Raw genomic sequence first — 22610 nt, forward strand, 5'->3', positions numbered from 1 at the left:
TTCACAACAAACGCCGCTTACTCTACCCGCACGGTTTCGAGGAACATCGCCTCGACAAGATCACCGCACCACTTGAGCAGATCCAGGTCGCGCAGCGGCTGGCCGCCGAGGGGCCTGGTCTTGGGCACCGGCACCAGCAACGTACCGGCCGCCTGCTTCAGCAGCGCCTTCGGGTAGAGCCTTTGCAGCCTGACCTGCTGGGAGTCCTTCAGGTCCACCGGCGCGAACCTGATGTTCTGCCCCTGCAGGGTGACGTCGGTGAGCCCGGCGCGGCGGGCACGGACGCGGAAGCGGGCGACCTCCAGCAGGTTCTCCACCTGCTGGGGCGGCCGTCCGTACCGGTCGACGAGCTCGTCGCGCACCGCGCCGATGTCGGAGTCCGAGCCGATCGCGGCGATCCGCTTGTACGCCTCCAGCCGCAGCCGCTCCGAGGTGACGTAGTCGTGCGGGATGTGGGCGTTGATCGGCAGCTCGACCTTGACGTCGGGCCGCTCCTCCTCCTGGTAGGTGCCCGCCAGCTTCGCCTTCTGCTCCTGCACCGCCTCGGCCATCATGCGCACGTACAGGTCGAAGCCGACGCCCGCGATGAAGCCCGACTGTTCGGCGCCCAGGATGTTGCCCGCGCCACGGATCTCCAGGTCCTTCATCGCCACGTACATGCCCGCGCCCATCTCGGTGTGCTGGGAGATCGTGGCGAGGCGTTCGTGGGCGGTCTCGGTGAGCGGCTTCTCCGGCGGGTAGAGGAAGTAGGCGTAGCCGCGCTCGCGGCCCCGGCCGACCCGGCCGCGCAGCTGGTGGAGCTGGGACAGGCCGTAGTTGTCGGCCCGGTCGACGATGAGGGTGTTGGCGTTGGGCACGTCCAGGCCCGACTCGACGATCGTGGTGCAGACGAGCACGTCGAAGTCACGCTCCCAGAAGCCCACCATGATCTTCTCCAGCTGGTGCTCCTGCATCTGGCCGTGCGCGACGGCGACCCTCGCCTCGGGTACGAGTTCGCGCAGCATGGCCGCGACCTTGTTGATGCTGGCCACGCGGTTGTGGACGAAGAAGACCTGGCCGTCGCGCATCAGCTCGCGCCGGATCGCGGCGCCGATCTGCTTCTCGTCGTACGGGCCGACGAAGGTGAGGATCGGGTGCCGTTCCTCGGGCGGGGTGAGGATCGTGGACATCTCCCTGATGCCGGTGAGGCCCATCTCCAGCGTGCGGGGGATCGGGGTGGCCGACATGGCCAGCACGTCGACCTGGGTGCGCAGGTGCTTCATCGCCTCCTTGTGCTCGACGCCGAACCGCTGCTCCTCGTCGATGATGATCAGGCCGAGCTGCTTGAACCTGACCTCGGGCGAGAACAACCGATGCGTGCCGATCACGACGTCGACCGAGCCCTCCCGCAGCCCCTCCATGGTCACGGAGACCTCGCCGTCGCTCTGGAACCGCGACAGCGGCCTGACGTTCAGCGGGAACCCGGAGAACCGCTCGGCGAAGGTCGACATGTGCTGCTGCACCAGCAGCGTGGTCGGCACCAGGACCGCCACCTGCTTGCCGTCCTGCACGGCCTTGAACGCCGCCCGCACCGCGATCTCCGTCTTGCCGTAGCCGACGTCGCCGCAGATCAGCCGGTCCATCGGGATCGGGCGCTCCATGTCGCGCTTGACCTCGTCGATCGCCTCCAGCTGGTCGCCCGTCTCGGCGTAGGGGAAGGCGTCCTCCATCTCCCGCTGCCAGGGGCTGTCGGGCGCGAAGGCGTGTCCCGGCGAGGCCATCCGGGCGGAGTACAGGCGGATCAGCTCTCCGGCGATCTCCTTGACCGCCTTCTTCGCCTTGGTCTTCGCCTTGGCCCAGTCGGCGCCGCCCATCCGGTTGAGCGTGGGCGACTCGCCGCCGACGTAGCGGGTGACCTCGTCGAGCTGGTCGGTCGGCACGTAGAGCCGGTCACCCTTGGCGTACTCGATCACCAGGTATTCGCGGGTGGCGCCCTGCACGGTCCGCTGCACCATCTCGATGTAGCGCCCCACGCCGTGCTGCTCGTGCACGACGTGGTCGCCGACCTTGAGCTGGAGCGGGTCGACCATGTTGCGGCGCCGGGAGGGCAGCCGCCGCATGTCCTTGGTCGACGCCTTCTGGCCCACCAGGTCCAGGTGGGTCAGCACAGCGAGCGTCGGGGTCACAAACCCGTGCTCGACCAGGCCCGTGGTGACGTGGACCACCTTCCTGTCCGGCACGGCGTCGAGGCCCGGCTCCAGGCGCGCGGGCAGGTCGACACCCTTGAGCAGCTCGACCATGCGCTCGGCGGGGCCGTGGCCCTCGCTCAGCAGGACGACGACCCGGTCGGAGTCGAGCCAGCCCTTGATGTCGGACAGCGCCCGCTGAGTGTCGCCACGGTAGGACTCGACCTCGTTCGCCCGCAGCGCCGTACCCCCGCCGGGTCCCTCGGCGGCGTCACCGTCGGCGTCGGCGCCGAACGGCGCGAGCGACCACCAGGGCCGGCCGAGCCGCCGCGCGTGGTCGCGGACCTCCTCCAGGTCGCGAAAGGCCGCCGCGCCCAGGTCGATCGGCGCCTCGCCGCCGGAGGCAGCGTTGATCCAGGACGCCTCCAGGAACTCCTGACTCGTCCGCACCAGCTCGTCGGCGCGCCCCCGGATCCGCTCCGGGTCGCACACGAAGATCGCCGACTGGCTCGGCAGGTGGTCGACGAGCAGGTCCATCTCCCCGGCGAGCACGGGCGCGAACGCCTCCATGCCCTCCACCGGCACACCCTCGGCCAGCTGCTCCAGGGTCTCCACCAGCGAGGGATGCGCCTCGGCGAGCTCCCTCGCCCTCTCCCTGACGTCGTCGGTCAGCAGCAACTCGCGGCAGGGGGCGGCGAACAGCCCGTCCTCGGCCACCTCCAGCGAGCGCTGGTCGGCGACCTTGAACCAGCGGATCTCCTCGACGGTGTCGCCCCAGAACTCCAGCCGGAGCGGGTGCTCCTCCGTGGGCGGGAAGACGTCGAGCAGGCCACCCCTCACCGCGACCTCGCCGCGCTTCTCCACCATGTCGACCCGGTGGTAGCCGTTCTCCACGAGACTGTGGACGACGCTGTCGAGGTCGGCGTCGTCCCCTGCGCGCAGCCGTACCGGCCGCAGGTCGCCCAGCCCTCGGACGATCGGCTGGAGCAGCGCCCTGATCGGCGCGACGACCACGTGCAGCGGCCCCGCCGAGTGGTCGCCCTCGACCGGATGGGCGAGCCTGCGCAGCACCGCCAGGCGCTGCCCCACGGTGTCGCTGCGCGGCGACAGGCGCTCGTGCGGAAGCGTCTCCCAGGCGGGGAAGACCGCGACGGTGCTCTCGTCCAGGAGGCTGGTGAGGGCCGAGGCGAGATCCTCGGCCTCGCGCCCGGTGGCGGTCACCGCCAGGACGGTCCTCGCCTCCCCCTTGGCGCCCTCCCTGGCCAGCGCCGCCACCGCGAAGGGGCGCAACGCCGGCGGCGCGACCAGCGATACGTCGGACGAGTCGCCCCCGCGCACGTCCTGAAGAAGGGAAGCCAGCTCAGGCTCCCCGGCGACAAGGTCCAGAAGTCCGGAAAGACTCATCAGATTCGCCCACAGCCCCACGACGGCAACACGACAACCCCGGGCCGAGAGAACACGGGGGGTACCCGCCCAAGGGTACCGAATCGTGGACCGGTGCTCCGGCCTTCGGATACGCGGGCCCGCCCACAGCCCCGGCGACCGGCCTGAGGAGCGACCTCACCTCGACGCGCCAACGTCTTCAACGTTAGGGACCACCCGTGAGGCCGCGCCGGCGACTGGACCGAGGAGAGGGAGGTCGCGAGGAACGAGCGATCTTCCTCGACGAGGGAAGGAGCCGGGTAAGAGCGGCCTCACCGCGACGCGTTAGCGTCGCCATGTAACAGCCGAACCGCGACGCGCAGCGTCGCCGTGTAGCCCAATCGTGCTGACTTGACTACTCTCGGTTACATGGCAGAGGTGAGGTCGGTCGTCGATCAGGACGACCTGTTGAGTCAGCGGGTCAGGGAGCAGTGGAGCAGCCAGCTGGGCCGGCGGCTCGACATCCTGATCGCCGGGTGCGGATGGCCTGAGCCGCTCGATCTCGCGCAGACGGAGTCCAGGGTCATCGGAATCGACGAGGACCTGCCCGTGTTGCGCACGAGCACGTCCGCGCGCAAGGACCTGGACTCCTGGGCGCTGGGCGACCTGCGCTCCGTGCCGGTGCCCCCGCGGGCGTTCGACGTCGTCTACGTACCGTTCCTGTTGGAGCGGATCGAGCACGCCGAGCTGGTGCTCGACCGGCTGCTCACCGGGTTGCGGCCCGGGGGGCTGCTGCTGGTGAGGATGCGCGACCGGGCTTCGGCGTACGGGGCGTGCGACCGGCTCACGCCGACGGGGCTGCGGCGCTGGCTGTGGCGCAGGTTCGTCCCCGCCGGGACCGTGGGCCCGCTGCCCGCCGTCTACGAGCAGATCGCCTCGCGCGAGGGGATGCACTCCTTCTGTCTCGTGCGTGGGCTGATGGTGACCGAGGACATCTCCACCGCCAGTGGTCCCGCGCTCCGCGGACCTCTCGGTAAGCTTGCCCGCGCCACCTGCTCGGTGGTGGAGGCCCTCTCCAGGGGGAGCCGGCCCGCGTCTCACGACGAGATAACTTTGGTGATCCGCAAGCCCCAGAGTCACTTCGCCCGGTTGATCTGAGATCCACCGGACCGAGGCACCTGGGATTCACCGGGCGGCCGGCTCCTGGATTCGCCGGACGGGGCCGTCCATCATGAGCGGGCGGAGCAGGAAAGTTCCGACGACCGCGATGGTGGAGCAGATGACGGCGCCTTTCGAGTGGACCCCAGACGCCCGTGAGCTGGCCGACCTTGAGCTGCTGCTCTCCGGCGCCTTCAGGCCGCTGGAGGGCTTCCTGAGCTCGGCCGACGCGCACGCCGTGGACGAGCACGGCACGCTCGCCGACGGCACCCGGTGGCCCGCGCCGGTCACCCTCACCCTTCCCGACGACCACCCGGCCGCCCCCGGCGACCGGATCACCCTGCGCGACCCCGAGGGCGCGGCGCTCGCCGTGCTCACCGTCACCGAGCGTGAGGACGGCTTCGTCGCCGGGCCTGTCGAGGCGCTGGACGCCCCCGAGCACGGGCCGTTCGCCCGGCTCCGCCTCACCCCGGCGCGGGTGCGCGAGCAGCTGAACGGGCAGGAGTCGGTCCTCGCCGTCACCATGCGCGGGCCGCTCGGCGACCTCGGCGAGATCACGGCGACCGCGCGGGAGCTGGAGGCGTCGATCCTGCTGCTCCCGCTCGCGTACGGCGAGGGCGGGCCGGCGGTGGTCCGCGCCGCGCTCAAGGCCCGCGATGGGCTGCCCGAGGGCACGCTCGTCGCGGTGGTCCCGCTCGCGCCCAGGGAGCCCGCCATCGACCTGGAGCTGCGCGAACGCGTGGCCGAGGCCTACGGCGCGACCGAGCACCTGGCGGGTCCCGAGCCTGTGACGCTTCCCGGCCCCCCGCATCGCCGGGGGCTGGTGGTCTTCTTCACCGGCCTGTCCGGTTCCGGCAAGTCGACCGTCGCCCGAGGGCTGCGTGACGCGCTGCTGGAGCGCGGCAGCCGCACGGTGACCTACCTCGACGGCGATGTGGTCCGTCACCTGCTCTCCGCGGGGCTCACCTTCTCCAAGGAGGATCGCGACCTCAACATCCGCCGCATCGGTTTCGTCGCCGCCGAGGCCGCCAGGCACGGCGGTCTGGCGATCTGCGCGCCCATCGCGCCGTATGCCGCCACCCGCGAGGAGGTACGGGAGATGGTCGAGGCCGTCGGCGCCGACTTCCTGCTCGTCCACGTCTCCACCCCCCTGGAGGAGTGCGAGCGCCGCGACCGCAAGGGCCTTTACGCCAAGGCCCGCGCGGGGATCATCCCCGAGTTCACCGGCGTCTCCGACCCGTACGAGGAGCCGGACGACGCCGACCTGGAGATCGACACCACCGGTATCAGCGTGGACCGGGCGGTGCACCAGGTGCTCGACCCGTTGATCCAGGGCGGCTGGATCCGCTGATCCCGACCTGGCTCCCAGGTCATCAGCGGGCGGGGACGACGGCGTCGAGGCGCGGGTCGCGGGCGAGCTCGCCGAAGGCCCTCCGGCCGCCGGGCGTGGTGTCGAAGCGGGTGTCGCCCCGGGGGGCGCGCGGCGAGTCGAAGTAGATCAGAGCCTTGATCCGCGGGTATTCGCCGATCTCCCCGCGTACCGAGTCGAAGAACGACTCCTTGAACCCCGGCCGGTCATGACGCTCGAAGACGCCCCACTCGGCGAGCATGACGGGCTTGTCGGGGAAGCGTTCCCCCATCCAGCGGTAGAACCCGGACCACCGGGGGAACTCGGGGCGGGTCTTGTTCACCAGCCCGTCGAAACTGTGGACCCTGTGGTCGACGTAGGGATCCATCGCCACCCAGTCGACCACGTCGTCACCGGGATAGAGCTTCTCGAACCAGGGTTTCGACGCCCAGTTGGGTGCTCCCATGTAGGTCATCACCGTGACCGCGTTGGTCACGCCCCCCTGCCGCAGGCGCTTCACCACGTGGCGGAACATCGCGGCGTAGTCGGCCGCCGTCATTCCTCTGCCGTGGGCCTCCCGCACGTCGTTCTCCGGCTCGTGGTGGACGGTGAGGAAGAACCGCTCGGGGAAGGTCCTCACGATGTGGGCGGCCAGCCGGTCGATCCGCTCGTCCAGCGCCCCACGGGCGATCTGCCCCCAGGTGTGGTCGAGGGACGGCTTCCAGTTGATCAGCAGGAGCCTGCGGCCGGCCGGGTCGCGGGCGATGGCGCGTTCCGCGGGGGTCGGGAAGAGCTCGTCGCCCCGGTGGTAGGCGTGCATGATGTCGGCCGGCCGGCCCATGCGCCTCTCGGCCCTCTCCATGGCCCGCTTCTGCGGCCGTCCCGTGAAGATCTCGGGTGCGATCCCCCACCAGGCGCCGCAGGAGGGCACGAGCTTGGCGCTGACCTCGCAGGCGGCCCGGGAGCCCCGGGAGCGCTGCCCCGCACGGGCTCCCGGGCCGCCGACGGCGCCCGCCGCGTCACGGGCCTCCCCCGTGTCGGCGGTACCCGGGGCGTCCGCGGCGTTCGAGGTCCTGCCGCCTCCGCTCAGCCCGGCGATTCCCAGTGCGAGGGTGCCCAGCCCCAGCGCCAGCACGAGGCCGGAACCGGCGATTCTTACCACTCGCGGAATTACGTCTATAGGAGCATTTGTCTGATGCACCGTTTCCTCACAGCCGTCGCGCGTACGCATTCGTGGGCCGTCCTCGACCGTCACGGGGGAACACCTTCCCATCGCCCGGACGTGCCTCGTCCCTGACTTTGCCGGTCCGTGCCACAGCTCCCTCGCGGACAATAGGAAATATCGGATAAACCGCTGTTATCTCCCTGTGATTGGCGCGGCCAACGCAAAGAAAATCTTGCGTATCGGTTCGGGGAAACGGAAAGCCGACCTATAGTTCCAAGGGTTCCCAGCGTCTGTTCGCCGGAGAGGCACCAGCGACACATGAGCCCGTCACCGGACGCCCCCGTCCGCCGCGGAGGCGAGGATCTGGCGGACTACGCGTCGCTTCTCCGCCGCCGGTGGCTGATCGTTCTCTCCCTGTTCCTCACCGGAGCCGGTGGCGGCATCGCCCTGATGTGGCTCACCCCGCCCTCCTACACCGCCTCCGGGCAGGTCCTGGTGACCGCGACCGGAGCGCAGGAACAGACCAACCAGGTCACCAGCCGCCAGCGCGAACCGCTCAACCTCGACACCGAGGCCCAGGTGGCCAGGTCCGCGGTGGTCGAGGCGAAGGCGAGGCGGCTGTTCGACGGCCTCTCCTGCCCCGCCGAGGTCTCGGTGCCGCCCAACACCTCGGTCCTGGAGATCTCCTGCAGCGCCGCCGACCCGGCGACCGCGGCCTCGGGAGCGAGCGCCTACGCCCTCGCCTACCTCGCCCAGCGCCGCGAGTCCTCCGCTCAGACGCTCGCGGCCCAGACCAAGGCCGTGCTGGTCAAGCTGAGGCAGACCAACGCGGGTCTCACCAGGGTCGCCACCGAGCTTCCCGGCCTCGGCAGGGGAACCACCGAGCGGACCCTCGCCCTCCAGCGGCAGAACGTCCTCGCCCGGCAGGTTCACAGCCTCACCTCCAAATACGACGCGCTCAAGACCGTCGCCGTCACCCCCGGTTCCGTGATCAGCCAGGCGACGGCACCGGCCGAACCCACCACCCCCCGCCCTCCCCTCTACCTGGGCAGCGGCCTCATGGCGGGGCTGATCTGCGGGGTCGGGGCCGCCTGGCTCCGCGACCGCCTCGACACCGCCCGGCGGACCCCCGCCGACGTCGGCCGCCTCACCGGTCTCGACACCCTCGACGGCGTCCAGGCGCACGGTCCGGCGGGCGCGGTGCTCGTGGTCGCGACATCCGGCACCTCCTCACGCGAGGTCAAGCACGCCGTACGGGCGCTGAACGATCGCGGGATCCCCGTGGTCGGCACGTTCGTCATCGGCGACGATCTCCCCTCGCTCCCCGCCGGGCGGGGCTCTCACGCGGCGCGCGATCCACAGGGGCCCTACGTGTCGCAGGGACCGACATCGCAGAGGGCGTACGTCCCGCAGGTCGCGTCCACACCGCGGGCCGGAGGAAAGCGGAGCCGCGAGGGCGCCCAGAGAAGAGCCGACCGGCCTCTGGCCGGCCTGGCGGGAGGTCCCGCGATCCCCGAACCGATCGGTGAGAGCCCGAAGGCACCCGCCGGGCAGGGAGCGTACGGAGGATCACCCCGCGTGCCGGAGGCACCGCTCGTCCCCTGGGCGAACGGAGACAGAGCACGCGCGGCGAACGCGGGAGCGGAGACACCGCCCAGAACGTACGGCGGGGCGGCCGGAAGACCTGAGGCGGTGCTCGCTCCCGAGGCCGACGGGAACGTTCCAAACGCCGGGCAGGCGGCCGGCGGCCGGAGGGGGCGCAGGCTGTGAGGGGTCCGCGTCCGGCCGTCTGGCCGATCGCCTCCCTTTTGGTGGGATATCCCATCTGGTGGGCGCTCGGTTTCGGAGGCCTGTCGGTGATCGTGGTGGCCCCGGCGATGGCGCTGATCCTGTGGCGGAGACGGCCGATCAGGGCGCCGCGCGGTTTCGGGCTCTGGCTGCTGCTCCTCGCGGGTTACCTGATCAGCGCGCTCATGCTCGCCGAGATGCCTCCGGGCACCTACGGCGAGTTCGGCGCCGGGCGGCTCATCGGCTATCTGATGCGCCTGTTCCTGTACGTCTCGCTGCTGGTCATGGTGCTCTATCTGGGCAACCTGACGGAGGAGGAGCTGCCGCAGCTCACCCTCGTGCGGATGCTCGGCGCGTTGTTCCTCACGACCGTCGCGGGCGGCCTGCTGGGCGTGTTCGCCCCGCGCGTGGAGTTCACCTCACCGGTCGAGATGGTCCTCCCCGACTGGATCAGCGGCAACCCCTTCGTCCACAACCTGATCCACCCCACCGCCGCCCAGATGCAGAGGGTCCTCGGCCACGCCTCGCCGCGCCCCGAGGCGCCGTTCGAGTGGGCCAACGCCTGGGGGGGCAACCTCTCGGTGCTGCTCGTCTGGTTCGTGGTCGGCTGGTGGGTGTACGGCGGGCCGCGCAGGCGCCTCGCCGTCGTCCCTCTCGTCGCGCTCGCCGCGATCCCCGTCGTCTACTCGCTCAACCGGGGGCTGTGGATCGGGCTCGGCGTCGCCGCCGCGTACGTCCTGCTGCGGCTGGGTACGCGGGCCCGCATCGCGACCTGCACGGCCCTGACCGCGGGGGCCCTGGTGTTCGCCCTCAGCCCCCTGCACGCGATGGTGGCTCAGCGGCTCGACAACCCGCACAGCAACGGCATCCGCGCCTTCACCGTCTCGGCGACCCTCGCCGCCGCGAGCACCGCGCCGCTCATCGGGTACGGCAACACCCGCAACGCCACGGGCAACCACCGGACGATCACCACCGGCAAGAGCGGCTGGTGCCCCACCTGCGGCCATCCGCCCCTGGGCGGGGACGGCCAGCTCTGGCACCTGATGATCACGCAGGGTTTCACCGGGGCCGCGCTCTACGTGGCGTTCTTCGCCGGGGCCGTCCGCCGCCACTGGCGTGACCGGAGCCCGATCGGCATGGCGGGGGTCCTCGTGATGATCCTCACCCTCCTCTACATGTTCGTCTACGACGGGCTGGTCACACCGCTCAGCCTGTACCTCGTCTCGTTCGCACTGCTCTGGAGAAACTCGATGGCGAGCACGGCCTCATGAACGACGCCCGCGCCCGTCTGCGCTACCTGGACCAGACCCTCGACCTGCTGTTCCCCGGCCCCGGCGACCCGAGCCCCTACACCCTGCTCCCCCACCGGCTGCTCCCCCGCAGGTTGGTCCCCCGCGCCTGGTGGCACCCCGGCGGGAGGGTCACGGTGGCCTCGGGCCGGGACGGCATCGAGAGCCACCTGAGCGAGGTGTTCGGCACCGCCGTCCGTGTCACGCTGCGGGTGCGCCCGGCCCGCCGGGCCAACCGCAAGCCGATCCTGGAGGCGCGCGCCGCCGACGGGCCGATCGCCTTCGTGAAGATCGGCGACACCGACCTGACCCGGGAGCTCGTCTCCCACGAGGCGCGGACTCTCGGCCTGCTCGCCGGCGTGCCGCTCAAGACCGTCGTCCCGCCCGCCGTGCTGCACCACGGATCCTGGCGCGGCCTGTCCGTGCTGGCGCTCACCCCGCTTCCCGTACGACGAGGGCGGATACCGGGTGACATCCTCATCGACGCGATCGACGAGATCGCCCGCATCCCCGGGGGCGACGTCCCAGATCGCGCCCCCGCCGCTTCAGGCCCGGCTTCGGGAGGTCCGCTTCCCGGGAAAACCGCCGGCGCGGCCCGGCCCTCCCTCGGCAACCCCGTCGCAGGAGCCCCGGCTTCGGGAGGCCCGCTTCCCGGAAAACCCGCCCGTGCCGGCCAAGCCCTCCTCGGCGCCCCTGCCGGAGGAAACCCGGCTCCTGAAAGCGGAGGGCTCGAAGAGCGGCCGTTCTGCTGGCACGGTGACCTGACGCCGTGGAACATCTCGCGCGGCCCCGACGGACGGTTGCTGGTCTGGGACTGGGAACGGTTCGGCACCGGGGTCCCGCTGGGCTTCGACGCCGTCCACCACTTCTTCCAGCGGGCCCTGCGCCGCGCCGATCCGGCCACCGCGGCGAGGGCCTGCGTGGCTCGGTCCCTGCGAATCCTGGCCCCGTTCGGGCTCTCGGCCGCCGAGTCCCGGCTCACCGCGCTCCGCTACCTGATCGCCCTCGCCGACCGCCACGCCGCCGACGGCCACGCGCCCCTCGGACCACCGGAGCTCTGGCTCACCCCCCTCGCCGACTCCCAGGAGACCCTGCTGTGAAGGCTGTAAAGGTTGTGAGACCCGCGCTGAAGCGTTCGGTCCACACGGCCTCGTGGGCGATAGGGCGCCTCACCTCCCGCAGCCGGATGCTGCCCTCCTTCCTCATCGTCGGGGCACAGCGCTGCGGCACCACCTCGCTATACCGCGTCCTGTCCCAGCACCCGCTCATCCTGAAGCCCGTCCTGCGCAAGGGCGTTCACTACTTCGACATGGCCTACGACCGGGACCTGTCCTGGTATCGGGCGCACTTCCCGCTGCGGGTGTCGGCCTCCCGGCCGGCCCGCAGGTACGGCTTCCCCGCCCAGGCCTTCGAGTCGTCGCCCTACTACCTGTTCCACCCGCTGGCCGGTCCCAGGATCGCCCGCGACCTGCCGGGTGCCAAGCTGATCGTGCTGGTCCGCGACCCCGTCGAGCGGGCCTTCTCCGCGCACGCCCACGAGCTGGCGAGGGGCTTCGAGACGGAGCGCTCCTTCGCCAGGGCCGTGAGGCTGGAGGAGGAGCGGCTCGCCGGGGCGGAGGAGCGGCTGCGCGCCTCGCCGTACTCGACGAACCTCGCCCACCGTCACCACGCCTATCTCGCGAGGGGCCGATACGCCGAGCAACTCGCCCGGCTGGAGCCACTGGTCGGCCGCGACCGGCTGCTCGTCATCGACAGCGGCCGGTTCTTCGCCGAACCCGATCTCGCCTACGACCGCGTGCTGGCGTTCCTCGGGCTGCCGCACCTCGGTGACCCGGTGTTCGAACGGCACAACGGCCGGGCCAGGCCAGGTCCCATGCCCCGCAAGCTCCGTCGCGAATTGAGGGCCCACTTCGAGGAGCAGGACACCCTGCTGACCTCGTGGCTGGGCGCGGAGCCCTCGTGGCGCCGCTGATCCCCACCCGCCTGGCGGGCCTGACCGGGGCCGCGCGGGGCGGGGTGGCGGGGCTCGCGGGAGCGGGGGCGGGGGCCGTCGCGCAGTTCCTCACGGTCGTGCTGGTCACCAGGGGGGTGGAGCAGGAGGCCGCCGGTCTCTTCTTCTCGGCGACCGCCCTGTGCCTCACGGTCGCCACGGTCCTGCGGCTGGACGCGGGGAACGGGCTGGTCTACTTCATCGCCAAATCCCGGTCCTTCGACCACCACCACACCTCCGGCTACGTCCGCGCGGCACTCGTCCCGGTCGCGGCGCTCTCGCTGGCGACCGGCGCGGCGGTCGCCCTCACCGTCTCCGACCCGGCGCTGCGGGTGCTCGCGGTCGCCCTGCCCGCGGTGACGTGCTCGGGCGTCGTGGTGAGCGCGACCCGCGGGTTCGGCTCGATGCGGCCGACCGTGCTGCTGGACGGGGTGCTGCAGCCGGTGTCCCAGTCGCTCCTGGTCGGGGCGGTGGTGCTCGCGGGCCACGACTCCGTGCCCTTGCTCGCCGCGGCCTGGGCGCTGCCGTACCTGCCGGTCCTGCTGCTCGCCTCGATCTGGCTGCGGCGGCGGCTGCCCGGGACGCCCCGGCTGCCGGGTGCCGCGCACGACCTGTGGCGTCACACCTGGCCACGGTCGCTGGCTGCCGGGATCCAGGCGGTGTTCCAGCGGCTGGACGTCGTGATCGTGGCGCTGCTCGCCGGGCCGTCCGAGGCCGCCGTCTACACCGCCGCCACCCGTTTCAGGATCGTGGGTCAGCTGGCCGGTCAGGGGCTCGCGCAGGCCACGCAGCCGAGGCTGGTTCGGGCCCTCGCCGAGGGCGACCTTCCGCGCGCCAGGGAGCTGTACCAGTCGGCCACCCTCTGGCTGGTCCTGCTCACCTGGCCGGTCTGGCTGGGGTACGCCGCGCTCGCGCCGTGGCTGCTCGGCGCCGTCTTCGGTGACGGCTACACCGGCGGCGCGCCGGTGGCGTTCGTGCTGGCCGCGACGATGATGCTCGCCACGGCGTGCGGTATGGCCGACGTGGTGCTGACCTCCGCCGGGCACACCGGCTCCAGCCTGGCCGACCTGGTCGCCGCCGTCGCGACGGTGGTGGCGCTGGACCTGTTGCTCATCCCGTCGCTGGGCTCGCTCGGTGCCGCCCTCGGCTGGGCGGGGGGCACGGTGGTCAAGAACCTGCTGCCGCTCTGGCACATCCACCGCCTGTACGGCCTGCGGCCCTTCGGTACCCACAGCCTGGCCGCCCTGACCACCCGGCGGACGGCATGACCCCCCTTCCTTCCCCGCCTCCCCCCACGGCCCCGAACGCGGGATGGACACCGTGACACCCGTGCTGGTCACCGGGCTGCCCAGGACCGGGACGAGCTGGACCGGCAGGATGCTCGCGGCGAGCGGGAAGCTGGTCTACGTCAACGAGCCGCTCAACCCCGAGCACCCGCCGGGCCACTCCCCCGGTGTCCTCGACGCCGTGGTCGGCCACCGCTTCCAGTACATCTGCCCGGACAACGAGCGGGCCTGGCTGCCCGCCTTCACCCGTACGGTCGCGCTGCGCTACGGGTTCCTCGCCGAACTGCGCCGCAACCGGTCACCGTACGACCTGGCGAGGATGGTCCGGTACGGCACCGCGTTCACGCTGGGGCGGCTGGGCGGGCGCCGGGCGCTGCTGGACGACCCGTTCGCGCTGTTCTCCGCCGGGTGGTTCGCCGAGCGGCTCGACTGCCGGGTGATCATTCTGCTGCGCGATCCGGTGGCGTTCGTCGGTAGCTGGCAGCGGCTCGGCTGGACGGTCTACTTTCACGAGTTGCTCGAACAGCCGCTGCTGATGCGCGACCAGCCCCACCTGGAGGCGTTGCGCCCGCTGGTCGGCTCCCAGGACCGTCTCGCCAAGGCCGTGGCCCTGTGGCGGGCGGCCGGGATCACCGCCGCCGACCTGGCAGAACGACACCCGGGGATCATGCTCGCCCGCTACGAGGACCTGGCCCGCGAGCCCCTGGCGGGCTTTCGCCGCCTGTACGAGTGGGCAGGTCTGACCTGGACGGCCCGCGCCGACGCCCGTGTCCGCCGCGCGTGCACGGGCGCGGCGGACACGGGCGTCGGTGGCTTCGCCTGGAGCGGCCTGTCCCGCACGGCCTACCGGCCGATGGACTCGCGCCGCGCACTCGCCGAGGCCGACGCCCGGCTGAGCCCGAAGGAGGCCCTCCGGGTCAGGAGACTGGTCTCGGCGGAACACTGAGGTCCGCGCGGGAAACACCGCGGCCCCACGGCTTCGAGGGAAGACGGCTTCAGGAGAAGAGGCCGCGTACGAGGGAGACCGTGAGAAGCCGAAGCGCGTACGGCAGGTCGTCGACCAGATAGCGGCGGGCGAGCCTGCCCGGCTCCCGCGTCAGCCGGAAGACCCACTCCAGGCCGACGCGGCGCATCCACGCCGGTGCCCGCCGCACGGTGCCCGCGGTGAAGGCGATCGCCGAGCCGCAGCCGACGAACCAGGTGCCCGGCAGGTCACGGCGGAGCGAGGCGATGAGGCGCTCCTGTCGGGGGAAGCCGAGCCCGACGAAGACCAGCCGGGGTGCGGCGGCGATCACGTCGTCGCGCACCCGGGCGTAGCTCTCCGGATCGTCCTCGAACCCGTAGGGCGGGGCGCCGACCCCGGCTATCACCAGCTCCGGATGGCGGCCCACCAGCTCGCGGGCCGCCTGCGCGGCCGTGCCCCGGGGACCGCCCAGGAGATACACGGGGTGGCGGTAGAAGGCGGCGGCCTCCGACAGGGACCAGATCAGGTCGGCGCCGGTGACCCGCCCGGGAAGAGGAGTGCCGAGCAGTCTCGCCGCCCACACCAGCGGCATGCCGTCCGCCACCGCGAGATCGGCGCGCTCGACGAGTCGGCGGGCCCGGGGATCACGGGCGACGGTCCGGCTGATGTCGACGTTCGGGGTGACGAGGTGGCCGCCCTCTCCGCGTTTCAGAGCCGCGATCACGTGCTCGACCACCTCGCCCTCGGTCATCGGGTCGATCGCGACCCCCGCCACGCGCACGCGCCTGCGCAGACGCCTGCGGGTGGCCTTGTCCGGTCGGGGCCTCCGGCGGGAGACGGCCGGGGAAGCCTCCCGCCCGGTGACCGGCGTCCCGGCCTGCCCTGCGACGGCGGGCAGGCCGGGCGCCGAGTCGTGACCGGTGGTCGCGGACCGGTGGTCGGTGCGGAGCGGGGAGGGAGACACCGTCGGGCGCTCGACGGTCTTCACCGTCAGGAACGGGGCGAACGGTGAGTCGCGGCGCTCGGCGGCCTGGCTCGTCGCGGGTGGAACGATCAGGGCTCCGTGGCGGAGGGCGACCCGCGGATGCCGGGTGATGGGCGCCATCAGATGCCGTGTCCCCGGTGGTGCAGGACGCTGAGCAGGGTCCGCGCGGGGATCAGGCCCGTCGCCACCGCGAGCGCGATGGGCGCCCGGGGCTCGCCGTGGCGGGCGGTGAAGGCCCGCCAGGCCCAGCGGCCCGCCTCCCTGCGCTGGCCGAGGGCCGCGTGGTGGAAGGCGAGCTGACCGTAGACCCGCGCCGCGCCGCGCGGATCCACGGCCAGATCAGGGTGCCGGGCGAGCATCCACTGCAGCCCGGCGATCCGGTCGGCCCAGCGGGCCACGTACGAGGAACCACCCCAGCGCACCCGGACCAGGGGCCGGTCGACGTGCACGATGGGGTGCTGGGCCGCGGCGCGCAGCGCCAGGTCCCAGTCCTCGTTCTGTCCCCTGGGGGCGCTCTCGTCCGCCCAGAGGCCGCCGCGCCGGAACAGGAATGTCGAGGAGTGCACCATCACCATCCGCGAGCGCACCAGGTGGCGGTAGGTGACGCGACTGGTCCCGGCCAGCCGGGCGATGCGGCGCGATCCGTACTCGACCTCGATGGCACAGCTGGAGAAACGCGCCTTCGGCTCCGCCTCCAGCGCGGCGACCTGGGCCTCGATCTTTCCGGGTAGCCACTGGTCGTCGTCGTCGCAGAAGGCGACCAGGTCGGTGCCGAGCGCCGCGATGCCGGTGTTGCGGGCGCCGGGCAGGCCGGGGGTGAGCCGGTTGGCCATCACCCGCACGCCGCGCGAGGACGGCCCGTGCCGGCCGGGTGTCACCGCCCGGCTGGCGAGGAGGTCGGCCACCTGGTCGGCGACCCAGGCGGGATCGCCACCGTCCACGACGACGACGACCTCGACGGGGCCGGGATGGTCCTGGCCGAGCACGGCGAGCGTGGCCGCGCGCAGCTGGTCGGGCCGGTGTCCCCGGGTGGGGATGACGACACCCACCGATGCGTTCACGCGATTCTCCCGTAATAGCCATATTTGATCATGAGGGGCCAGGTCAGCGCGGTGACCAGGCGCGACTGCCGGGACGACGCGACGTCACGCCAGCCGTCGTCCCTGGTCAGCTCCGTGCGGCCGACCGCGAAGCGCACCGGGTTGCCCGAGGCCGTGTGCGCCGTCGAGAGCTCCGCCCACCTGCCCGAGAGGAAGTCGAGACGGCAGGGGAGCCCGATCCTGGCGACCACCCGCCTGAGCGTGTCGGCGGGGGTGTCGAGCAGGTCCTCGTAGCGGACCCGGGTGACCGGGACGCCCCTGCGGGCGAGGAGTTCGAGGCCGAGGTTCTCGCTCAGCCAGTGCAGCGAGGTGCGGGAGGGCGACCAGTGGGTCATCGGGCGCCCGTCCTCCGGACGGGCGACCCTCCTTCGCCAGGAGTGGGCGACCGCTCGGGGGTCGCGGACCATGTGGACGACCTGGACGTCGACACCGGCCGCCGCGAGGCAGAAGGCGAGCGAGGCGTGCTTGCTGGAGTCGATCACGACCGGGCAGTCGGCGACCTCGCCCGCCGCGTCGTACAGGTCACGGTGGATCGCGACGTACTCGTCCAGCTCCGCGGTGCCGGGCGTCGGCCATCGGCCGGTGCCCGTCTGCTCCTCGGCGAGGAGCCTCGCCAGCGTGGGGATGCGCCGGGTGCGGTCGACGCGGGACCTGAGCGCGATCATCCGGTGGGCGAGGCCCTCTGACCAGCCGCCGAACGCGCGCTCGCCGACCTTCTCCCAGAAGGGGCACGATCCGAAGGGCTCGCCGCACCCGCAGGCCTCGTCCGCGAGCGCGCTCCTCGCCCAGAGGTGGACGACCTCGCCGAGCGGGACGATGCCGGGGATCTCCCCCAGCAGGCGCTCCAGCAGTGTGGTCCCGCTACGGCCGAGGCCGCCCAGGAATACCACCCGAGCAGGTGACGGACTATCAGACACAGGCACGAATCCTTACCCGACGGATACGGAACGTGTCGAGGCTAGCGCGGAGCGTAACAGAGGGGTCGGAGAACGGACAAAGGATCTACCCAACGGGTGTGACGCCGCCCGTCCCCTGAATCTCCTCCACCGAACGGGGAGTGGCCACGACGTCGCGACCGGACAGGGAGATCGAACAGGGAAGGGGTCGCGACCTCGCGATCCGACGCCGGGCGGATCCACGACCGGCCCCTGGAACGGCGAACCGCCCGCGGCCCCGCGCCACGGCCCCTCCCTTCACGTGCGGGAGGGGTCCACGGGGCGGGCCGCGGGCGGCGGGGTGTACTACTTGGCGTCGACGATCATCCCGGCGCCGACGGTGTTGTTGGTGGACTCGTCCACGAGGATGAAACCGCCGGTGAGGCGGTTGCGGGCGTAGTCGTCCACGAACAGCGGCCGGGTGACGCGGAGCGAGACCCGGCCGATCTCGTTGAGGCCGAGCGACTGGGCCGTCTCGTCCCGGTGCAGGGTGTTGACGTCCAGCCGGTAGTGCAGGTCCTTGACCAGGGCACGGGCCGTGCGGGTGGTGTGCTTGATGGTCAGCTTGGCGCGCGGTGCCAGCTTGGCCGTGTCGGCCATCCAGCAGATCATCGCCTCCAGCTCCTGGGAGACGTGCGGCTGGTTGTTCGGACGGCAGATCATGTCACCGCGCGAGATGTCGATGTCGTCCTCCAGCCGCAGGGTGACCGACATCGGCGGGAACGCCTCGTCGAGCGGCCCGTCGAAGGTGTCGATCGACGCGATGCGCGTGGCCAGCCCCGAGGGCAGGTGCATGACCTCGTCACCCGGCTTCAGCACCCCTCCGGCGACCTGGCCCGCGTAGCCGCGGTAGTCGTGGAGTGAGGGGTCGGTGGCCCGCTGCGGGCGGATGACGTACTGCACGGGGAAGCGCACGTCGACCAGGTTGCGGTCGGAGGCGATGTGCACGTGCTCCAGGTGGTGGAGCAGGGAGGACCCGTTGTACCAGGGCGTGTTCTCCGAACGGGACACCACGTTGTCGCCGTGCAGCGCCGAGATCGGGATGAACGTGAGGTCCGGCGCGTTCAGCTTGGAGGCGAACGCGGTGAACTCCTCACGGATCTCCTCGAACCGCTCCTGGGAGTAGTCGACCAGGTCCATCTTGTTGACGGCGAGGACCAGGTGCGGCACCCGCAGCAGGGTGGTGAGGAAGGCGTGCCGCCGCGACTGCTCAAGCACGCCCTTACGGGCGTCGATCAGGACGATCGCGAGGTCCGCGGTGGACGCTCCGGTGACCATGTTCCGGGTGTACTGAATGTGCCCGGGGGTGTCGGCGATGATGAACTTGCGCTTGGGAGTGGCGAAGTAGCGGTAGGCGACGTCGATCGTGATGCCCTGCTCCCGCTCGGCCCGCAGGCCGTCGGTGAGGAGCGACAGGTCGGTGTACTCGGTGCCGCGGTCACGGGAGGTGCGCTCGACGGCCTCCAGCTGGTCCTCGAAGATCGCCTTGGAGTCGAAGAGCAGCCGCCCGATGAGGGTCGACTTTCCGTCGTCGACACTTCCCGCCGTGGCGAAGCGAAGAATGTCCATTAGCGCTGCTCTCCAGAGGTCGTACGGCGTGCGCGGCCGGACCGCACGGGAAGGGACTCGCGGCGGGCCGGGTGGACCGGGTCACACGGGGCGTCGAAGATTCGGACTCTCACTAGAAGTAGCCCTCCTTCTTGCGGTCCTCCATGGACGCCTCGGAGGCACGGTCGTCGGCGCGGGTGGCACCGCGCTCGGTGATCCGGGTCACCGCGATCTCCTCGATGATCTCCTCGACCGTCGCGGCACTCGACTGGACGGCGCCGGTGCAGGTCACGTCACCGACCGTCCGGTAGCGGACCGTCATCTCCAGGAGCGACTCGTCCTCGTCGCGGGTGATGAACTCGCTGTCGGCGAGCAGCATGCCGTCGCGTTCGAACACCTTGCGGGTGTGGGCGAAGTAGATCGAGGGAATCTCGATCCCCTCGCGCCGGATGTAGTCCCAGATGTCGAGCTCGGTCCAGTTGGACAGCGGGAACACGCGGATGTGCTCGCCCTTGCGGATCCTCGCGTTGTAGAGGTTCCACAGCTCGGGACGCTGGTTCTTGGGGTCCCACTGGCCGAAGTCGTCGCGGAAGGAGAACACGCGCTCCTTGGCACGGGCCTTCTCCTCGTCGCGGCGGGCGCCGCCGAACACCGCGTCGTACTCGTTCTCCTCGATCGCGTCCAGCAGCGTCGTGGTCTGGAGCCGGTTGCGTGAGGCTCTGCGGCCGGTCTCCTCGACGACGCGTCCGGCGTCGATGGAGTCCTGGACGCTGGCGACGACGAGGCGTGCGCCCAGCTCGGCGGCGCGGCGGTCGCGGAACTCGATGACCTCGGTGAAGTTGTGCCCGGTGTCGACGTGCATCAGAGGGAAGGGAATCGGCGCGGGCCAGAACGCCTTCTCCGCGATGCGGAGCATGACGATGGAGTCCTTGCCCCCGGAGAAGAGCAGACAGGGGCGCTCGAACTCCGCCGCGACCTCACGCATGATGTGAATAGCCTCTGCCTCGAGGACATCGAGCTGCGACGTGGTGTAGTCGCGCTGAAGCATCAGACTCTCCTAGCGGGGATTAGCGGTGCAGATCCCGGATTCCAGCGAGCAACGTTGACGCCAGTCCCGGTAGGGAAACAAGGATATCCGGCAGTGAGGGGTCGGGCCGGTTGTAGACCAGCGGCGAGCCGTCGATACGGCTCGCGTGGACCCCGGAGGCGAGGGCCACCGCGACGGGCGCGGCGGAGTCCCACTCGTACTGGCCGCCGGCGTGCACGTAGGCCTCGACCTCGCCGGTGAGCACGGCGGAGATCTTGGCACCCGCCGAACCGATCGGCACCAGGTCGGCGCCGGCGAGGCGGGCCAGGTTCTGGACGAACTCCGGCGGGCGGGTCCTGCTGACCGCGATCCTGGGCCTCGCGCCCGCGTCGGGGGTGGGCGGCACGGGGGGTTCGAGGGTGGAGAGCGTACGGCCCTGGGCGGGCAGCGCGACGGCTCCGGCCGTCAGTGTGCCGCGCTCCCAGAGCGCCACGTGGACCGCCCAGTCAGAGCGGCCCTCCTCGGCGAACTCACGGGTGCCGTCCAGCGGATCGATGATCCAGACCCGCTCGGCGCGCAGCCTGCGCGAGTCGAGACGCTCCTCGCTGGTCGCCTCCTCGGACAGCACACTGTCACCCGGACGCAACCGTGACAGGGCCTCCATGAGAAACACGTGGGAGGAGGCGTCGCCTTCCTTGCGAAGCTCGGACGGGTCGCCGAAGCCGCGCTCCGCGCGCAGCGCCGCCAGCTTCTCGCCGGCCGTTGTCGCCAGCTCGGCGGCGAGCTCGTGATCGTCGCGAACGGTCATCAGTATGCTCCAGCTCCTCGCGCGACAGCCGACCAAGTCTTCCACAGGATCTGCAGGTCCAGCATGAGGGACCAGCTCTCCACGTAACGCAGGTCCAATCGTACGGATTCCTCCCAAGAGAGGTCAGAACGGCCACTCACCTGCCAGAGGCCGGTCATGCCCGGCTTGACCAGTAATCGACGGCGGACGTCGTCACCGTACCTTGTGACCTCCTCGGGCAGTGGCGGCCGGGGGCCGACCAGCGACATATGCCCCAGAACCACGTTAATCAATTGAGGCAGTTCGTCCAGTGAGTGGCGGCGCAGCCGGGCGCCCAGCGGCGTCACCCTCGGATCATTACGGATCTTGAAAAGTGGGCCGGGGCCGTCGCTGGACAGGGCGATCTTCCTGCGCTCGGCGTCGGCGCGCATCGTCCGGAACTTGTAGATCGTGAACTCGGCACCGTCGCGCCCCACCCTCGTCTGCCGGAAGAACACCGGTCCCGGCCCCGAGGCCCGTACGGCCATCGCCACCCCCGCCAGCAGGGGCAGCAGCGCCGTCAGCAGCAGCCCGGCCCCCACCCGGTCGAACAGGTTCTTGAGCACCTGACGCAGGCCGGAGATCTCGGGGTGGTCCACGTGCAGCAACGGCAGTCCCGCCGCCGGGCGGATGGTGATCCGCGGCCCGGCCACCTCCATGAGGGCGGGGGCGACGATCAGGTCCGTGTCGGTCTTCTCCAGCCGCCAGGCCAGCCGCCGCAGCGCCACCCCGTCCATCTCCGGGCAGGCGAGCACGGCCACGGTGTCGGCCGAGACCCGCCCGACCGCGAGCGCGACCTCGGAGAGGTCGCCCAGGACGGGCACGCCCTCCACGTCGCCCATCCCGCCGCGCGGGATGCACGCCGCCACGACCTCCATGCCGTGGTAGCGCTCCCGGCGGAACCTGCGGACCAGCTCGGTGATCGCCGCCCGGTGACCCACCGCCACGACCCGCCGCATGCACCCGCCCCGCGCCCGCCTGCGGTGCAGGGAACGGCGCAGGGCGTACCTGGCGAGGAGGGTGAGCAGCGTCGTCAGCGGGAGCGCCAGCACCACGTAACCCCGGGCCACCTCGATCTTGGTGAGGTAGGCGCAGACTGCGAGGGCGGCGGTGAGCATGAAGCCGCACTGCAGGATCCGCTGGAACTCCTCCGAACCCAGGCCGATGAGCCGGGGCTCGTAGGCGCGGTTCAGCGCGACCACGCAGACCCAGACGACGGGCAGGGCCGCACTCAGCACGACGTACGGGAAGACGTAGGCGGTAACCTCGCCGAATCGAACGAACAGCGCGAGGGCTCCGGCCAGGGCGGCGCAGACGGTGTCGGCGGCGACGGCCGTCGCGCGGTGCTTCCGCACCCAGCCCGGTGTGCGCCGCCGCGCGACCGGAACCGCCCCGGCCTCCCGCACGGCCCCGGACCCGGCCTCCCGCACGACCGGGGCGGCCCCGGCCTCTCGCACGGCTCCGGACCCGCCTTCCTGCATGTCCGGGACGGCTTTCGCCTCGCCTTCCCGCACGACCGGCACGGCCTTCCCGTCGGCTTCCCGCGCGGCCTGGACGGCTCCCGACCCGCTCTCCTGTGCGGCCTGGAATGCGGTCACGTCGCGCACGCGCTCCCCCTGCGTAACCGTTCACGGACAGACAGTCATGGAATGCTAGCGGTGGCGGGAGAGACCA

At 71.5% G+C, this 22610-nt stretch carries 17 protein-coding genes; 8 read left to right on the plus strand and 9 right to left on the minus strand.

Features of this window, described 5'->3' with window-relative positions; all coding sequences use genetic code 11:
• Nucleotides 1–17: 17 nt before the first annotated feature.
• Nucleotides 18–3569, minus strand: coding sequence for a transcription-repair coupling factor (gene mfd, locus ACIBH4_RS05615; protein WP_362509392.1), 3552 nt, complete (start codon nucleotides 3567–3569; stop codon nucleotides 18–20).
• Between the two features lie 387 nt (nucleotides 3570–3956).
• Here mfd and ACIBH4_RS05620 point away from each other — a divergent pair, with 387 nt between their 5' ends.
• Nucleotides 3957–4685 (plus strand): methyltransferase domain-containing protein, encoded by a 729-nt coding sequence (locus ACIBH4_RS05620; RefSeq protein ID WP_362769517.1) that lies wholly within the window; start codon nucleotides 3957–3959, stop codon nucleotides 4683–4685.
• Nucleotides 4686–4806: 121 nt separating this feature from the next.
• Nucleotides 4807–6036, plus strand: coding sequence for an adenylyl-sulfate kinase (gene cysC / locus ACIBH4_RS05625; protein ID WP_362509386.1), 1230 nt, complete (start codon nucleotides 4807–4809; stop codon nucleotides 6034–6036).
• A 22-nt stretch (nucleotides 6037–6058) separates the two neighbouring features.
• On the opposite strand, the gene ACIBH4_RS05630 is transcribed toward cysC, so the two are convergent.
• Entirely contained in the window at nucleotides 6059–7195 is a 1137-nt protein-coding gene (locus tag ACIBH4_RS05630) for a hypothetical protein (protein WP_362509383.1), read from the minus strand.
• Between the two features lie 321 nt (nucleotides 7196–7516).
• On the opposite strand from ACIBH4_RS05630, the gene ACIBH4_RS05635 reads away from it, so the two are divergent.
• From ACIBH4_RS05635 to ACIBH4_RS05660, 6 genes are read left to right on the plus strand one after another with little or no spacing between them, the layout of a single operon-like run.
• Entirely contained in the window at nucleotides 7517–8968 is a 1452-nt protein-coding gene (locus ACIBH4_RS05635; protein ID WP_362769514.1) for a Wzz/FepE/Etk N-terminal domain-containing protein, read from the plus strand.
• A 41-nt stretch (nucleotides 8969–9009) separates the two neighbouring features.
• A complete protein-coding gene (locus ACIBH4_RS05640; protein WP_362509377.1) occupies nucleotides 9010–10257 on the plus strand; it encodes a hypothetical protein in 1248 nt (415 codons plus the stop codon).
• Nucleotides 10254–11375, plus strand: a complete 1122-nt coding sequence (locus ACIBH4_RS05645; RefSeq protein ID WP_362509374.1) for a hypothetical protein — start codon at nucleotides 10254–10256, stop codon at nucleotides 11373–11375. The genes ACIBH4_RS05640 and ACIBH4_RS05645 overlap by 4 nt, the downstream gene beginning before the upstream one ends.
• The gene (locus tag ACIBH4_RS05650) at nucleotides 11372–12247 is read left to right on the plus strand and encodes a sulfotransferase (RefSeq protein ID WP_362509371.1); all 876 of its coding nucleotides are present in this window, start codon (nucleotides 11372–11374) and stop codon (nucleotides 12245–12247) included. The genes ACIBH4_RS05645 and ACIBH4_RS05650 overlap by 4 nt, the downstream gene beginning before the upstream one ends.
• Complete coding sequence (locus ACIBH4_RS05655; RefSeq protein ID WP_362769509.1) at nucleotides 12235–13533, plus strand: lipopolysaccharide biosynthesis protein; 1299 nt, start codon at nucleotides 12235–12237, stop codon at nucleotides 13531–13533. Before ACIBH4_RS05650 ends, ACIBH4_RS05655 begins: the two co-directional genes overlap by 13 nt.
• A gap of 43 nt (nucleotides 13534–13576) precedes the next feature.
• Entirely contained in the window at nucleotides 13577–14497 is a 921-nt protein-coding gene (locus ACIBH4_RS05660) for a sulfotransferase (RefSeq protein WP_399171505.1), read from the plus strand.
• A 49-nt stretch (nucleotides 14498–14546) separates the two neighbouring features.
• Here the strand turns inward: ACIBH4_RS05660 and ACIBH4_RS05665 are convergent, their stop codons facing one another.
• The 7 genes from ACIBH4_RS05665 to ACIBH4_RS05695 all read right to left on the minus strand — a co-directional run bounded on the left by ACIBH4_RS05665 (nucleotide 14547) and on the right by ACIBH4_RS05695 (nucleotide 22534).
• Complete coding sequence (locus ACIBH4_RS05665; protein ID WP_362509362.1) at nucleotides 14547–15620, minus strand: WecB/TagA/CpsF family glycosyltransferase; 1074 nt, start codon at nucleotides 15618–15620, stop codon at nucleotides 14547–14549.
• Nucleotides 15620–16561: a glycosyltransferase gene (locus ACIBH4_RS05670; protein WP_362509359.1), complete on the minus strand. Its 942-nt coding sequence runs from the start codon at nucleotides 16559–16561 to the stop codon at nucleotides 15620–15622. The genes ACIBH4_RS05665 and ACIBH4_RS05670 overlap by 1 nt, the downstream gene beginning before the upstream one ends.
• Nucleotides 16558–17517 carry a sulfotransferase gene (locus ACIBH4_RS05675; RefSeq protein ID WP_362509356.1) on the minus strand — a complete coding sequence of 320 codons (960 nt, stop codon included), beginning with the start codon at nucleotides 17515–17517 and terminating at the stop codon, nucleotides 16558–16560. The genes ACIBH4_RS05670 and ACIBH4_RS05675 overlap by 4 nt, the downstream gene beginning before the upstream one ends.
• 324 nt (nucleotides 17518–17841) lie before the next feature.
• Entirely contained in the window at nucleotides 17842–19104 is a 1263-nt protein-coding gene (gene cysN / locus ACIBH4_RS05680; RefSeq protein WP_362509353.1) for a sulfate adenylyltransferase subunit CysN, read from the minus strand.
• Nucleotides 19105–19216: 112 nt separating this feature from the next.
• Nucleotides 19217–20131 carry a sulfate adenylyltransferase subunit CysD gene (gene cysD, locus ACIBH4_RS05685; protein ID WP_362509350.1) on the minus strand — a complete coding sequence of 305 codons (915 nt, stop codon included), beginning with the start codon at nucleotides 20129–20131 and terminating at the stop codon, nucleotides 19217–19219.
• Nucleotides 20132–20150: 19 nt separating this feature from the next.
• Nucleotides 20151–20918 carry a 3'(2'),5'-bisphosphate nucleotidase CysQ gene (locus ACIBH4_RS05690; RefSeq protein WP_362509347.1) on the minus strand — a complete coding sequence of 256 codons (768 nt, stop codon included), beginning with the start codon at nucleotides 20916–20918 and terminating at the stop codon, nucleotides 20151–20153.
• On the minus strand, nucleotides 20918–22534 hold the full coding sequence (locus ACIBH4_RS05695; protein WP_362769506.1) for a sugar transferase: 1617 nt from the start codon (nucleotides 22532–22534) through the stop codon (nucleotides 20918–20920). Before ACIBH4_RS05695 ends, ACIBH4_RS05690 begins: the two co-directional genes overlap by 1 nt.
• Between the last annotated feature and the right edge of the window lie 76 nt (nucleotides 22535–22610).

Source organism: Streptosporangium sp. NPDC050284, assembly GCF_044459525.1.
Lineage (GTDB): Bacteria > Actinomycetota > Actinomycetes > Streptosporangiales > Streptosporangiaceae > Streptosporangium.

What these genes read in the sequence shown, in the direction of transcription:
- ACIBH4_RS05690 (WP_362509347.1), bottom strand. Translation starts at nt 20,918, where the DNA reads ATGACCGTTCGCGACGATCACGAGCTCGCCGCCGAGCTGGCGACAACG.
- ACIBH4_RS05660 (WP_399171505.1), top strand. Translation starts at nt 13,577, where the DNA reads ATGGACACCGTGACACCCGTGCTGGTCACCGGGCTGCCCAGGACCGGG.
- cysN (WP_362509353.1), bottom strand. Translation starts at nt 19,104, where the DNA reads ATGGACATTCTTCGCTTCGCCACGGCGGGAAGTGTCGACGACGGAAAG.
- cysC (WP_362509386.1), top strand. Translation starts at nt 4,807, where the DNA reads ATGACGGCGCCTTTCGAGTGGACCCCAGACGCCCGTGAGCTGGCCGAC.
- ACIBH4_RS05635 (WP_362769514.1), top strand. Translation starts at nt 7,517, where the DNA reads ATGAGCCCGTCACCGGACGCCCCCGTCCGCCGCGGAGGCGAGGATCTG.
- mfd (WP_362509392.1), bottom strand. Translation starts at nt 3,569, where the DNA reads ATGAGTCTTTCCGGACTTCTGGACCTTGTCGCCGGGGAGCCTGAGCTG.
- cysD (WP_362509350.1), bottom strand. Translation starts at nt 20,131, where the DNA reads ATGCTTCAGCGCGACTACACCACGTCGCAGCTCGATGTCCTCGAGGCA.
- ACIBH4_RS05645 (WP_362509374.1), top strand. Translation starts at nt 10,254, where the DNA reads ATGAACGACGCCCGCGCCCGTCTGCGCTACCTGGACCAGACCCTCGAC.
- ACIBH4_RS05620 (WP_362769517.1), top strand. Translation starts at nt 3,957, where the DNA reads ATGGCAGAGGTGAGGTCGGTCGTCGATCAGGACGACCTGTTGAGTCAG.
- ACIBH4_RS05665 (WP_362509362.1), bottom strand. Translation starts at nt 15,620, where the DNA reads ATGGCGCCCATCACCCGGCATCCGCGGGTCGCCCTCCGCCACGGAGCC.